We start from the raw sequence: 13,895 nt of genomic DNA, 5'->3' as shown, positions 1-13,895 counted from the left end.
AACTTGAAATTATTAGTCATATGGCGCCTTTTAACTGTTGGCGGAGTGAATGCTGGATGGCGGAACCGTGCCATTTTCTTCAAAAAACATGGGATAGATATAGAGTTTTTATATTGTAAGGATCTTGGTGGGTTGCATATGATGAAGGACGTTGCTCCTGTTTATGTAACCAAAGATGAGAAAGAAATTCATCATTTGCTGAAACACAATCATTATGACGCGGTCATTGTGGTAGATACAAATCAAGCTTACAATTGGCTGTCACAAACAAATTTTAAAGGACCTATATTGATCGAAGCTCGAACCCCAGAGATTATTAAATTAAAACGAAATTTGGAAGGCTTCGATAAAGTGAACCCGATCAAATTTATAGTTCCATCAGAGCATCAGAAAAGAGTATTATCCATTTTAATTAAACATCAATCTCCCACAGAAGTTATCTATAATGGGGTAGACACTTCTTTTTTCAGAGAGCTTCCTAAAGAACAAATTGATATGGTGGCTGATCCCCCCTTAGTAACAAACAAAAAAATTGTTGCATTTATTGGAAGGCTAGATCAGAGGAAAAATTGGAAGCAGCTTTTAAAAATCGCTAATCTTGTACAATCAGAGCGAGATGACATTGAGTTTTGGGTTATTGGTGGAGATCAAAGTAAAGACCGAATTAAATTTGAAAATCAAAGGGATAATCAGCAGTTAAATGAGGTCATTAAATGGTTTCCTGTCATCCCTTACCAACAAATGCCACATCTTTATGCAAAAATTAAACAATCTGGTGGATGTACGATTGCCACAACTAAAGGAGAATCTTTTGGAAATACCTTCATTGAAGCCATGGCCTGTGGTGTCCCTGTTGTTGCACCAAATATTTCTTCTATACCTGAAATTGTCATTCATAAGCAAACAGGTTATTTATTTCGAGAAAACCATATTGAAGAAGCTGCAAAATCCATATATACAATACTCGATGACCCTGCTTTATATGAGAATATATCCAAAGCTGCTACTCAAAGAGTAGTTAACCATTTTTCCATTTCACAGTGTGCATGCAAGTATATTGAACTGCTCCAAAAAGTTGTGAAAGAGAGTTGATCAGGATGCTTCCTATCTCTTATCAAAGACCTTTAAAAAGTAAATCAAATCATAAGCATCTTGTTTCTTTTGACAACAATCAAAATTACGCTGTGAATTTTTTACATGCTGGTGAAGAAAAATCACTCATGAATGAATGGATCGCTTACTGCATTGCTAAATATATGGAAATTCCTGTTCCAGAAGTTCAAATTATTGAAATACCTACACTATTTTTAGATGAAATCCCAAATCTCATTCCGTATAAACAACATTATTTATCTAAAAACCAATCTGCAATCCTTTATTTAGATGAATCTATCAGTTTAAATGAAGTAGAAGCAGGTCTTATTTCTAATGTGGATGACCTTGTAAAAATGGTCGTGTTTGACTATTGGTTATGTAATACAAATCGAACACATCATAATGTGTTGTTACAAAACAAAACACCTGGCGTTTATCAATGTTGGATCATGGATCATTCAGAAATATTCTCTTCATTATCATGGACAGCTGACGATTTAAAAAATCTTCCCGAAACTGTATTAAACATTGCAGCCCACGAAACTTTGGCAAGCTTTATTCCAAATGAAAAAGAATTTTTAGAACAAATTGAAGTCATTCAAACCATTCCTACCTTGTTACTTGAGGAAATATTGTCTATGATCCCAGAGGAATGGAAAATGTCTAAAGTAGAACAAAAAAACGTAATAAAGGCCTTAAATTACAGACGTCACAAAGTGATTCCACGTGTGATCAATCAATTTATAAATGAAATATATTCACCCTTGCTTAAGAAATAGAAAATAAAAAACAAAATGCAGATCAAAAAGAAGCCAAGTTAAACATTAAAAAATAGGTTAAGGATGGTGGGAATTTTGAATGTAGACCCTTTACAAGATGAAAATAAGGAAGAAAGCAATGAATATGTCTTGTCGCCAGAAGAAGAACAAAAACTAATTCAACTCGCAGAGACGATAATTAGCAATTGGGGAAAAAAAGTAAACCATATTGAAGTCATTCAAGGTGGACAAATGGCCATTGTTTGGAAGGTTCATACAGAGGAAGGTCCATTTTGTCTAAAAAGAATCCATCGCCCAGAAAAGAAAGCACTGTTCTCAATTCATGCACAGGATTACTTAGCTAAAAAAGGAACAAGAGTACCTGGTATTATCCCAAATCAAAAGGGTGAACTATATACAAAACATGGGCCGTTTTTATTTGTAGTTTATGAGTGGATCGAGGGAAGACCGTTTGAGTTAACCGTTACAGAAGACCTACAATTCATTATGAGAGGACTTGCAAATTTCCACATCGCGTCTGTTGGTTATCTACCTCCTCCCGGTGTTCCTGTTTTTAAAAAACTTGGTCGTTGGCCAAATCATTATATTAAAAGATGCCAGCAGATGGAGACATGGAAGTTAGTTGCAAAACAATTTCCAGATGATCCATTTTCTCAAGCTTATTTAAATGAGATTGACGTATTTATTAAAGAGGGAATTGATACATTACGTCGATTATTAGAAAGCGGATATATGGAATGGGTTGAGCAAATTGAAGCTACTCCAAATTTATGTCACCAAGATTATGGAACAGGAAACACACTTCTAGACCTTGAACAACAAATATGGGTGATTGATCTAGATACCGTTTCCTATGATTTACCCATTCGGGATTTGAGAAAAATGATTATCCCATTACTTGATACTACAGGTGTCTGGAACGAAGAACAATTTAATGTCATGATTGAAGCGTATGAATCCGTTGCACCTCTAACCTCAGAACAAAAACAAATTATGTTTATCGATATGTTATTTCCTTATGAGTTGTATGACGTCATTCGAGAAAGATATGTAAGAAAATCCCCAATGTTAGTTGATGAATTACATGGTGCTTTGGAATATGAAAGAATTAAATCGCGGGAATTAAATAAACTGATTCATCAAGTTTGAATCAGCTTATAATGGTCGTTCAAAAAGTCTACAGAGGCTCAAAAAAGGGTATCCTCCACTCATTTATAAAATCCTAAATTGTAGGAACCCTTTTTCTTCCGTTTTCTTTAAATGAAATCATCTGTAGCTATTTCGCTTTTGTTTTTGATTTGCTCCTCTTTTATTAGAATTATTGCTCGTCTTTTTAGCAAACCTAGCAGACTTAGCTGTTTTAGTACCATTACTTTTTCCAGAAGCTTTTGATGAAGCTCTACCTTCCCCTCTTCTACTTTCACCACGTCGTCCTTTTTGTTCTTTATTCTCTTTCGCATTTTTTGTTTTATTTCCAAATTTACGTTCACCGTTATACTTTTTCTTCTGATTTGAATTTCTATTTGTACTTTTATTTTTATTAGAACGCTGAACAGTCGTTTCTCCATCTACAGTTTGCTTTTTTATGGAGATCTTTATCCCTCTTTCAATCTGATTTAATGCATTACGATCTTTAGGAGCTACAAATGTAATTGCTAATCCTTTTTCACCAGCTCGTCCAGTTCTTCCTATTCGATGAACATAACTTTCCACATCCTGAGGGATATCGTAGTTAAACACATGAGTAACTCCCTCTACATCCAATCCACGAGCAGCAACATCTGTAGCAATTAGAAATTGGATTTTCAACTCACGGAACCTCTTCATTACCTGTTCTCTTTTTGCTTGGGATAAATCACCATGAAGCTCGTCTGAATTTAATCCTTTTTCTCTTAATGCCTCATTTAATTTACTTGCTCTTCGCTTTGTCCGACAAAATATAATCGCTAAAAATGGTCGATATTTCTCGATAGTGCTTACTAATGCATCTTCCTTCGCACGATCTGTTGTTTCGATTGCGATTTGTTTGATATCTGATACAGTGATCTCCGTATCTTTTACGCGAATATCTTCTGGTTTTCTCATATATTGATTGGCTAAGGATCTTACTTGCTGCGGCATCGTTGCTGAGAATAACATCGTTTGTCTGCTGGATGGTGTGCGCTGAATGATCTCTTCTACTTCAGATAAAAAACCGATATGCAGCATTTGATCAGCTTCATCCAACACAAGCATGGAAACATTAGAAAGTTTGATCGTTCCACGCCCTAAATGGTCTATGATACGACCTGGTGTACCTACAATAATCTGATTATTTCCTTTTAGTTTGTGCAACTGTTTTTCCACATCTTGTCCACCGTATACCGCTAACACATTAAGGTTTTGTATTTTAGCAACAAGTTTCTTCACTTCAGCAGTAACTTGCAGCGCCAATTCACGTGTTGGTGTAACAATGATCGCTTGAATTTCTGGTTTATCAGGATCAATTTTTTCTAATATCGGCAACACAAACGCTAATGTTTTACCAGTTCCTGTCTGGGCCTTACCAATTACGTCTCTTCCTTCTAACAAATGTGGAATGGCTTGCTGTTGAATTGGAGTTGGTTTGAAAATCCCATTTTCTTTCAAGAGATTATTTATTTCTTCTCGTACGCCAAGTTGTAAAAAATTTTGCATTTTCATTTACCTTCTTTTTTTATTTATATTGAGTAGCTTTTTCCAAATAATTGTTATTTATCCTACTCATAATATCCAAATACAATATATGGGTGGAACATTACACACTCATACCCATTAAAGAAAACTCGCCGATTGGCAAACCTTAAGTGTGAATAACAAATTTTAAAAGTGTAAAAAAGCACCACAATGGGCGCTTTTTCAATATCGTTATTTTTATTGAATACATCAACTTTATCATATTATAGTAATCTGGCAAAGTGATTTTTTTATAAAACAATTTGAAACTTTATGAAAAGATTAACATAATAAATAAAAGTTTTAAAAATCTAAAAACCAAAGGGAGTAATGATAATGATATGGCTTTTGCTGTTCGTAATCATTCCAATTGTTGTTATGTTTTGCATTGCACTTTATAGCGACAAAAAAAATAATTATCAAACTAAACCCCCGGATGCATCATCCCAGTGGTTTGATCCACCCGATGGGAAATTTTAATACAAATAGTGAACTTTCTTTAATGTCCGTATAGTAGTTATCAATTTAAAACAGAAGGGAGTAATGATAATGATATGGTTTTTGCTTTTCGTAATCGTTCCAATTGTTATTTTGTTTTGCATTGCACTTTATAGCGATAATAACCATAAAAAAAGAACTAAGAAACTGTCTATTGGAAATTCTCATTTGTTCCCCACATATTTAAACGATCATAGAAATAATGACTTTAGCGGTTCAGATTCAAACTGCTCAAACTCAGGTGGTGGTGATTCAAGCTGCTCAAACTCAAGTGGTGGTGATTCAAGCTACTAACATGTAATGTTTTGTTATAACATCTTACCAAACCGAAGTGCAATTTCATGTAAAACATACTTTGTACGTTCAACAATATGTATCATATGTACAAAGCTATGCACATATCCCTCATAACAAATATACTCCACATCAACACCAGAAGATTTCAATTTTTCAGCATATAAAAAACCGTCATCACGCAAAGGATCAAGCTCAGCTGTAATAATCAAAGTCGGGGGTAAACCTTCAGCAGTTTGTACTTGTAAGGGAGAAGCATAGATTTCCTTTCCTTGCTCTGCATTTTCCAAATAATGATTCCAAAACCAAATTAACGTTTCCTTTGAAAGACTGTAAGTATAACCCGCACGATAAGATGATGTATTAAAACCATAGTTGGTAACAGGGGTAATTAACAATTGAGCTACAAGTTTTATATCATCGCTTTCTCTTATTTTTATAGCTGCAACTGCTGCTAAATTAGCTCCTGAACTTTCACCACCAACAGCTATCCGGTTTGCATCCCCACCAAAAACACCTGCATTATGATAAGTCCATCTGACTGCATCCACAGCATCAATAAAAGGCAAGGGATATTTGTTTTCTGGAGCAAGGCGATATTGAACGGAAACAACAATACATTTTGCAACCTTTGCTAAAAAACTGCAAACATCATCGGTGCTTTCTAAGTCACCGAATACCCAGCCCCCTCCATGAAAATAAACAAGAATTGGAAGATGTGATTCTTGTTGAATGGGCTGATAAATACGTACAGGCAAATCCGGATGAATATTTCGATGAATAATCTTATTTGTTACAGTCACCTCACCCTCTCTTTGTTTAACAAACATTTTTCGCGCTTCTCGATGAAAATAGCGTGATTGTTCAGGTGTTAATTGAGAGATAGGAGGATGACCAAGGTCCGTCATCCTCTTCCCTATTTTTTGTAATAATTGATGAATCTGAGGATCAATAGGCATATGCATCTATTCCATTAGTTATTTTTTTCAATTCTGACATTTGTTTTTCAAATTGCTCTTTCCTTAATATCATCAGTGCTGCTTTTTTATGAGGCAGTTGTATATAGGAGTGAATCTCAAACCCACACTGCTTTAAAGTAGGAATCACAATCCGATTTCTGATATCAGGTTCAACAATGATGTGTTTTGTATCATACCTATAAAAACCAAAAGAGAGAAGTCCTCGTAACAAGGGGATCATAACTTCTTTTCTTAAATTCTCTCTTTTTCCAATTGCAAAATGCCCTCCTAAGTCTCCCTCTTCAACATCATAATAGTTTCGGATTTGGTCCTCTGATACTTTATATGTCATAAAATAACAAACCGGTTCGTCATCAAGACTAGCGATATATATATCTTTATGTTCAGCCTCAAGTGATTTTTTTAAATAATTTTGAAATTCATTTAAAGAGACATCCAACTTCCAAAATGGTGCTAGATGTTCTTCATGCATCCACTTATATATTATTTCTAAATCTTTTTCATAAGAGACTGGACGAACAGTAACCACTTTTTTATATTGAATATCTACATAAGTAACGGTTTGACGTAATCGATGTACTTCGTATAAAGCATTTTTTACTTTGCCGTATTCTGATGCATGTGGACGTTCACCATCATCTTCATAACCATAATCCAACATCCGATTTCGGTTTAAACACAATTTAGTCATCTCTGGTTTAAGCATATTAAACAACTCAAATCGATCTTGCAGCTCTGGAAAACGTGTTTGGTAATTTATGATCGCTTGAAGAAGCTGACCCCAAAATTTATTTTCCTCATATTGATAATGATCTTCTAGAATATTAGAAAGATATCGTAGGTGACATATAAACAACCCTGTAAAAATAAATTGGCAAAGACCTTCCGGTGGTTCACTGCGTAACACTTTTTTTAGTTCATCTGATAATACTTCCAGTTCAGTCAGTGGTTGATCACTAATGTTTACATCATCTACAAAATCTTTAATTGCCAATCTATGAGGCTGATTGTTTTTCAAAACTACTATCGTATTTTGTCCATGTGGTGAGAATACCGTTCCGTATTGATATAAATAATGAAGTAACGGAGGCATAATTACATTAAAGAATTTTTCAAACCATGCCTGTACGGACAGTCCGGATCGTTCCACTAGCTGACCAATAAACGGTCTTCCTTGATCATCTACATAAAGTAAAGATGCTAAGCTAATGGCTTTCTCCCCTTCATCAAGATATGAATAAAGACTCTCACGCCAAATACTTCCTAACATTTCAATATATTGGTATGGTGCATCTTCTAATTTCTCATAGTAGTCATGTCTAACATGTATCGAAGCCACTTCTCCAGGTAAAATAAGTCGACATTCTTCTTTCAAAAATCGATCTTGTTCACAAATACCTTGAATGTATTCCGTTATTTCCGGGGCAATTACTGTTCTTTCACCCGGCAAACCACGATACACTAATGTATTTAATATACTCATTGGCAATTTTACATGATGTTTATGTTTGCTGCTCATATTTACAAATGTACGGATAGATTGTTGTGGTAAATATAAATCTGCTCCTTCACCAAGTGGTATGACTTTTCTTAAAGCAAGGTCTTCAGCAAATAAAGGAATCAATAGGTTGTTCCATTGCCATTCATGAACAGGGATGAATAAATAATCCTCTAGTAAAATGTGTTCCTCTGTTAAAATAGCTTTAAAATGATTTATAAGATCTTCACCCAGTTCATTCAACATCAATGTTTCATAAGAAAGTGAGCTAGTCACTTGAAAGGATGCAATGCTTTTGTCAACTGCTAACCAAGTCAACTTCACCTCTTGTTTGTTTTCAGGAGCATATGCCAAATAGTCATCATATCCAAAACCAATTCGACCCTTATTGTATGTAATCCAAGGATGTCCTTCCATTTCGCCTTCAATCTGTGCATAATCCATTTCTAGCAAATTAGCTTGTTTATTTTTTTTCTTTAATAAAATGTGGCAGTCCGCCAGTAATGTATGCTGGTATTCTTTAATGAGATGTCCTGTCGTAGTTGGGCGCATTCCAATCAATTTTTGGATATCTAATAAAAATTGGATAGGCTGTGTTGCTGTTAAAAATACTCCATGAACTCCTCGTTCTATCGATCCTTTGACAATTTGATAACTGTCAAACATACGTTGTTTTGCTTTAAAACGATATTCGATTCCTTCATTAAGCAGTAATCTGTATCGTCCGATATCGCCATCTCTTTGCATGATTTCAGGATCGATAATATATTCATACATAAACTCCGCAAACATTTTTTCTAACAATTGAACGCCAGCTTGCTTCCAAATATCTGGCGTTATATGTTTCAATTCATCGATGTAATTCATTTATTTACACCTCTTCGATTGTTTTTATTTATACCAAACTGTTGAAATACATTTTTCTTTTGAATAGGATAAACTTCTCGACCTGTTAAACTATTAATAATCACAGAATTTCGATGAGCACCGAGTCCAAGATCTGGAGCACCTATACCATGAGTATGAACCTCACCATTTTGTACAAAGATATGACGCTCTGTTTGGTTAGTAAGTTGTAATTTATAATCTTCGCCAACAATATAACGACCTTGTTCATCCCAGGTGATGTGTGAACGAATATCTGAAATAAAAGAAGGGATAGGATGTTTATATCCAGTAGCTGCAATGACAACTTCACTTTCTGCCGTAAATGAAGCATCCTCCTCTATCTGCTGTAAGTGAAGTTTATACTTTACTCGCCCATTTTGATTCATTACCTCTGCCTGTTGCAATTCTGTTAATGCGAGCAAATTCACTGGTATTTCTCTATTACCGATGCTTAAATGATAGAGCTGTTCGTGTATATCAGCGATGGTTTTTGCACTAATCCCCTTATATAGTAAATCTTGTTTAGGTAGAATCTGATCCCGCTTTGACTGAGGCAATTGATAAAAATATTGAATATAATCAGGAGAAAAGTGCTCTAAACCTAGCTTGGAATATTCCATAGGGAAAAATCCACGTGAACGAGTATACCAATTTAATTCATAACCATACTCAAGTTGTTCTTTTAACAATTCATAAAAAACTTCCGCTGCACTTTGTCCCGATCCAATCACCGTAATAGATTCAGCTCGTTTAACTCTCTCTTGTCTTTGTAAAAAAAGAGCCGAATGGAAAACATCCTCGTTTGAATGCTGATCAAGAGTGTCTAATACATAAGGTTCACTACCTATTCCAAGAACTAGATGTTTTGCATAATAGCTTTTAACTTTATTACTATTTTGCTCACGCACTTCTACCTTGTAATATTGATCATTTCCTTCTTGAATAAACTGGGTATTTTCCACACGATGATGAAACAATAATGAATCCAATTGTGAACTTACCCATTGTCCGTAATGATTGTATTCTTTACGTGGCACTAAAAATTGTTCTAGAAAGTAAAAATGGTATAAACGTTGATGAACCTTTAAATAGTTGAGATAACTGAATGGACTAGTAGGGTCCGCCATAGTAACCACATCCGCTAAAAAAGGAACTTGTAATGTCGTACCTTCAATGAGCATTCCTTCATGCCACTCAAATTGCGGTTTTTGTTCAAAAAATAGAGCTTCGATTTCTGTAACTGGATCAAGTAAAGCTGCAAGTCCTAAATTAAACGGTCCGACCCCAACTCCAATCACATCATAAATCTTCATAATTCCATCTCCTTTTAAAACGTTCACGATCACAAAACATCAACATCCCTGTTTTGTCTGGTAATTCAACCGGTTTCACTTTTTCAAAGCCACATTTTTCAAATAGATGAATCATTTTCTCGTTACGAATATCTGGCTCTGCAATTACTTTTTTTGTTTGTAAATGCCGAAATTGAAATTTCACCATAGTTCGCAAAAAAGGTAGAGACAAACCTTTACCAATGTATTCTGATGGTCCGATTAATAGATGGATGCCTTGATCATAGGGATCAACATTATAATATTGACCAATAATATCTTCCTTCGCCCAGTAAGCTTCCCAATAGCTCATAGGTGTTCCATCCAGTTCACCTATATATAATGTTTGATGATTATCATTCATAAAATTTTGAAGGTGTTTTTCATAGTCTTCTAGGGATATTGCAAGATTCCAAAATGGAATCACATGCGGCTGGTGCATCCAATTATGGAGTCTATTCACATCTTTTGTTAACTTTACTGGACGAAAAGAGATCGTTTTTTCTATTTCTTGATCAATTATCGTTAAGCTGGTATCTTTCAACACCATAAACCTCCTTAGCTGTGAGCGGATTGTGTGTTTTGACATATACAGATTGGGTGGCTAATGATCCAACAAGCTCATCCATATCATAAAATCTAGTTAATAAATTTCCTTTGCTAGGAACAATTTTTTCATCTAGGAGACTATCTAATAGCTCAGAGGGTTCTCGGTTTATAGGTCTTAATTGTTCTAATTGTTCTCTTAACTCTGCTAACAATTTATGTTCCTCAATAAGATCACTGCAACCAAAAGCATTCATTAATCCGAATAAGTGATTAAAAAAGAAATAATAACGAAATCTCTCATCTGCTATCGCATCTTCACAGGTCGTTTGACTTTTTTTACTAATATCAGGAAGGAATCGTTCCAAGGTTTCGTGCATAGATTGACAAAAATAATAACCTTGATTATCTCGATAATATACCTTTTCTGGATAACCATTTTTTAATTTCACAATGCTATTTTGCTGGTGAGCTTCCAAAGCAATTCCATACGTCATATACAACCAAACGAGAGGCTGCAATGATATGTTCAAATAATTGCGGAACCAGTCTAGACTTACATCTTCAGTTGAACGTCCTTCCTGATTTGCTAAATCATGAATGATTTCGCCTAATAAAGAATTTTTACCTAATGGATGATCTTGACCTAAAGCAACGATTGGCATTACATTGTGCTCTTCTCCTTCTTGAAAAGGATTATCTCTGAGCACCACTTCAAACCCCGATTCTTCCTCCCCTTCAAAACGAATAGTTATATAAGCAGGGTCGGTAATAACTGAAAAATCGGGGAATTTTTTTCCCCACACCTTACCAACTTCTGTGTCTAATAATCGTTTCACTTCAACACCTCGCTCTAATTCTTTACGCTTATTCACTCGCAAGGAATTGGTAATTTTAATATTGAGCGATAACTTATACATCATTGAAGCTCTAGAATGATATACAGTTCGCAGTGAAGAGGTTGCATAAAATGCAGTGCCTGCACTTCCTAGATATTGTAATTTTCCTTTCGATATCAAATCTTTCACTTGTGGTTTTTGCAATAAATATTGAGCTTGCCAAGGATGTATTGGAATTAATGCATAATCATCTGACTGACAATACTTCTGCTTAAAAGAATTTTCCACTTCAGGATCTTGCAACAATTCACTTTTGATCAAATCAGTAGCTGACTTTTCAACTGCTGAGTCTTCCTCCACAATGGAACGATGAGCACGGAAATAATGGAGACTAAACTGCCCCTTCATTTCTGGAGAGTATTTTGGAACCTCCTCTTCACTGAACCCCTGCCTGCTTTTAGGTGTTGGATGCAATAAATGACCAAAGAGAAGGGCTTGCTCTGTTTCAATAAATGTTGGATTTAATGAATATAAGTCCTCAAATTCATTGTTTCTTGCCTCTAAAAATCGAGATATTTGTTGGCAGCTTTGGATCACTCTTAGCATTAACTCATCTTGTGTTCCTTGATGATTTTCTGACATCGATAATTCTTTACATAGAAACGATATGAGGGTAACATAATCAAGCTCTAGTGATTTGTCTCTTCCATCTGTTTCATATTTCACAGGAAAATAAAACAAATGACGCCCTGTTAGTGAAAAGTACTTCACTTTCACTATCAGTTCCCCACCAACATGTTGTAAAGGACATCTGATCATTTGAGTTTGCTCATCCCACTCATATTGATTTGTTTCTTTTAAGTAACAATTAAAAAAGCTTTGCATCGTAGCCTCTTCAGCAATATGTTTACTAGATAACACTTTTTCAACTCACCCTTCCTTGATCAAAAGATTCACCAATTTGTTTAATTTGATGCAATATGTGTTGAATATGCCTCATTTCAGTGCGTGGATTTAACAAAGTAAATTTCAAGCTAACCCAACCGTCTACTTTTGTTTTTGCTACCACTGCTTCGCCACTTTGTAATAATCCTAATCGAATATGCTGATGAACTTCGTTACTTCTTGTTTGTAAATCCATTGTTTGAATCAACTTCGATCGATAGCGGAAAATAACAGTGCTTAACGTTGGATATTGTATAAGATCAAAAGATGGATCTTGATCAATATAAGTAGCTGTTTGTTTGGCTAGATGAATCGTGTAATCAATCATTTGCGAAAAACGTTCGAGTCCTACATGCTGCAAAGACATTAAAAGCTTTAAAGCATCAAAACGTCGTGTGGTTTGTATGGATTTACCCACCAAATTAGGAATGCCTCTTTGCTCATCTTCAAGTGAATTTAAATAATCAGCATTGCGGTGTAAGGATTGAAATACTAATCTATTTTTGACTAAAAAAGCACCACAGCTAATGGATTGATAGAACCATTTGTGAAAATCGATCGTAAGAGAATCTGCTTGTTCAATTCCTGTCAATATTCGTTTATGTTGATCACTGAATTGAATCGCTCCACCATAAGCTGCATCAATATGAAGCCAAATGTTATAGGATTCAGAAAGTTCACCTATTTCGAAAAGTGGATCAATACTACCAAAGTCGGTTGTACCTGCTGTAGCTACAATGACAAACGGAAAGTAATCGTCTTGTTTCAAAGTTTCTAATTTTTGTCTTAACAAGTCAGGACGCATACGAGCATTATCGTCAGTATCAACAGCGATCACAGCATCTTCACCTAATCCTAATAAAGCTGCTGATTGTGATACGGTGAAGTGAGCTTCTTTAGAACATAATATTCTCATTCTGTTCGCTTCAGGTGGTAGGCCCTTTTGTTTTACATTCCAATGCCACTTTTTAAAAATAAAATGATCTCTTGCTAACAAAATTCCCATGAAATTGGATTGGGTACCACCACTGGTGAAAATTCCATCTGCTTGTTGAGAAAAACCATAAACTTGAACCAGCCATTGAATCATTTGTTCTTCGATATGGGTAGCAACCGCACTCTGATCCCAAGAATCCATAGATGCATTCATCACATTCATGATAACTTCCCCTACTATAGAAGCAGTAAGAGGAGGAGTATGTAAATGCGCTAAACATGTTGGATGTGTAACGCCAATCGAATTTTCCAGTATCTTGGCACCTGTTTTTTCAATGACCTTTTTTAAATCCATTCCAATGTTTGGAATCTGCATCACTTCATTGCAAATCTCATTTAATTTATTAGGATTTGCCCCACTGTATGGTTTGGATTGTTCTTTGAAAAAAGTTTGTACCACATGCTGTATCGTCAACATCGCTTGTTCAAACAATTCTATACTTTCTTCATTATTGGCTGGGAAATAATGATCAAAAATGGATACCTTTTCTGACGTTTTACTTGAAGCCATG

Annotated in this window: 12 protein-coding genes and 1 pseudogene; 5 read left to right on the top strand and 8 right to left on the bottom strand. The window is 35.2% G+C overall.

Annotation, left to right across the window (positions count from 1 at the left end; genetic code table 11):
• Positions 1 to 3 precede the first annotated feature (3 nt).
• The 3 genes from EPK97_RS14970 to EPK97_RS14960 all read left to right on the top strand — a co-directional run bounded on the left by EPK97_RS14970 (position 4) and on the right by EPK97_RS14960 (position 3,023).
• Complete coding sequence (locus tag EPK97_RS14970; protein ID WP_162037436.1) at positions 4 to 1,092, top strand: glycosyltransferase family 4 protein; 1,089 nt, start codon at positions 4 to 6, stop codon at positions 1,090 to 1,092.
• Positions 1,093 to 1,097: 5 nt separating this feature from the next.
• Entirely contained in the window at positions 1,098 to 1,874 is a 777-nt protein-coding gene (locus tag EPK97_RS14965; RefSeq protein ID WP_162037435.1) for a HipA family kinase, read from the top strand.
• Between the two features lie 75 nt (positions 1,875 to 1,949).
• Positions 1,950 to 3,023 carry a CotS family spore coat protein gene (locus EPK97_RS14960; protein WP_240903833.1) on the top strand — a complete coding sequence of 358 codons (1,074 nt, stop codon included), beginning with the start codon at positions 1,950 to 1,952 and terminating at the stop codon, positions 3,021 to 3,023.
• 117 nt (positions 3,024 to 3,140) lie between these two features.
• Here EPK97_RS14960 and EPK97_RS14955 read toward each other — a convergent pair whose 3' ends face one another.
• Entirely contained in the window at positions 3,141 to 4,550 is a 1,410-nt protein-coding gene (locus EPK97_RS14955) for a DEAD/DEAH box helicase (RefSeq protein WP_162037433.1), read from the bottom strand.
• A gap of 354 nt (positions 4,551 to 4,904) precedes the next feature.
• Here EPK97_RS14955 and EPK97_RS14950 point away from each other — a divergent pair, with 354 nt between their 5' ends.
• Together EPK97_RS14950 and EPK97_RS22690 are read left to right on the top strand one after the other, a co-directional pair.
• Positions 4,905 to 5,048 (top strand): hypothetical protein, encoded by a 144-nt coding sequence (locus EPK97_RS14950; RefSeq protein WP_162037432.1) that lies wholly within the window; start codon positions 4,905 to 4,907, stop codon positions 5,046 to 5,048.
• Between the two features lie 63 nt (positions 5,049 to 5,111).
• The gene (locus EPK97_RS22690) at positions 5,112 to 5,360 is read left to right on the top strand and encodes a hypothetical protein (protein WP_476695769.1); all 249 of its coding nucleotides are present in this window, start codon (positions 5,112 to 5,114) and stop codon (positions 5,358 to 5,360) included.
• Positions 5,361 to 5,374: 14 nt separating this feature from the next.
• Here EPK97_RS22690 and EPK97_RS14945 read toward each other — a convergent pair whose 3' ends face one another.
• The 7 genes and pseudogenes from EPK97_RS14945 to EPK97_RS14920 form a co-directional block, all read right to left on the bottom strand.
• Positions 5,375 to 6,319, bottom strand: a complete 945-nt coding sequence (locus EPK97_RS14945) for an alpha/beta hydrolase (RefSeq protein WP_162037431.1) — start codon at positions 6,317 to 6,319, stop codon at positions 5,375 to 5,377.
• The gene (locus tag EPK97_RS21960; protein ID WP_338075719.1) at positions 6,309 to 6,869 is read right to left on the bottom strand and encodes a GNAT family N-acetyltransferase; all 561 of its coding nucleotides are present in this window, start codon (positions 6,867 to 6,869) and stop codon (positions 6,309 to 6,311) included. The genes EPK97_RS14945 and EPK97_RS21960 overlap by 11 nt, the downstream gene beginning before the upstream one ends.
• 48 nt (positions 6,870 to 6,917) lie before the next feature.
• Positions 6,918 to 8,705, bottom strand: a pseudogene (locus EPK97_RS14940) (IucA/IucC family protein); the annotation flags it as partial.
• Positions 8,702 to 10,039 (bottom strand): lysine N(6)-hydroxylase/L-ornithine N(5)-oxygenase family protein, encoded by a 1,338-nt coding sequence (locus EPK97_RS14935; protein ID WP_162037429.1) that lies wholly within the window; start codon positions 10,037 to 10,039, stop codon positions 8,702 to 8,704. The pseudogene EPK97_RS14940 and the gene EPK97_RS14935, both read right to left, overlap by 4 nt.
• Entirely contained in the window at positions 10,026 to 10,565 is a 540-nt protein-coding gene (locus tag EPK97_RS14930) for a GNAT family N-acetyltransferase (RefSeq protein WP_338075718.1), read from the bottom strand. Before EPK97_RS14930 ends, EPK97_RS14935 begins: the two co-directional genes overlap by 14 nt.
• Positions 10,566 to 10,572: 7 nt before the next feature.
• The gene (locus tag EPK97_RS14925) at positions 10,573 to 12,363 is read right to left on the bottom strand and encodes an IucA/IucC family protein (protein WP_162037427.1); all 1,791 of its coding nucleotides are present in this window, start codon (positions 12,361 to 12,363) and stop codon (positions 10,573 to 10,575) included.
• A gap of 4 nt (positions 12,364 to 12,367) precedes the next feature.
• Positions 12,368 to 13,894, bottom strand: coding sequence for a pyridoxal phosphate-dependent decarboxylase family protein (locus EPK97_RS14920; protein ID WP_162037426.1), 1,527 nt, complete (start codon positions 13,892 to 13,894; stop codon positions 12,368 to 12,370).
• Between the last annotated feature and the right edge of the window lies 1 nt (position 13,895).

The sequence above is a fragment of the Chengkuizengella sediminis genome (assembly GCF_010078385.1).
In the GTDB taxonomy this organism is placed as follows: Bacteria; Bacillota; Bacilli; order Paenibacillales; family KCTC-33759; genus Chengkuizengella; species Chengkuizengella sediminis.
The sequence above is the reverse complement of the archived record's forward strand: the minus strand, read 5'-3'. Positions and strand labels throughout refer to the sequence as shown.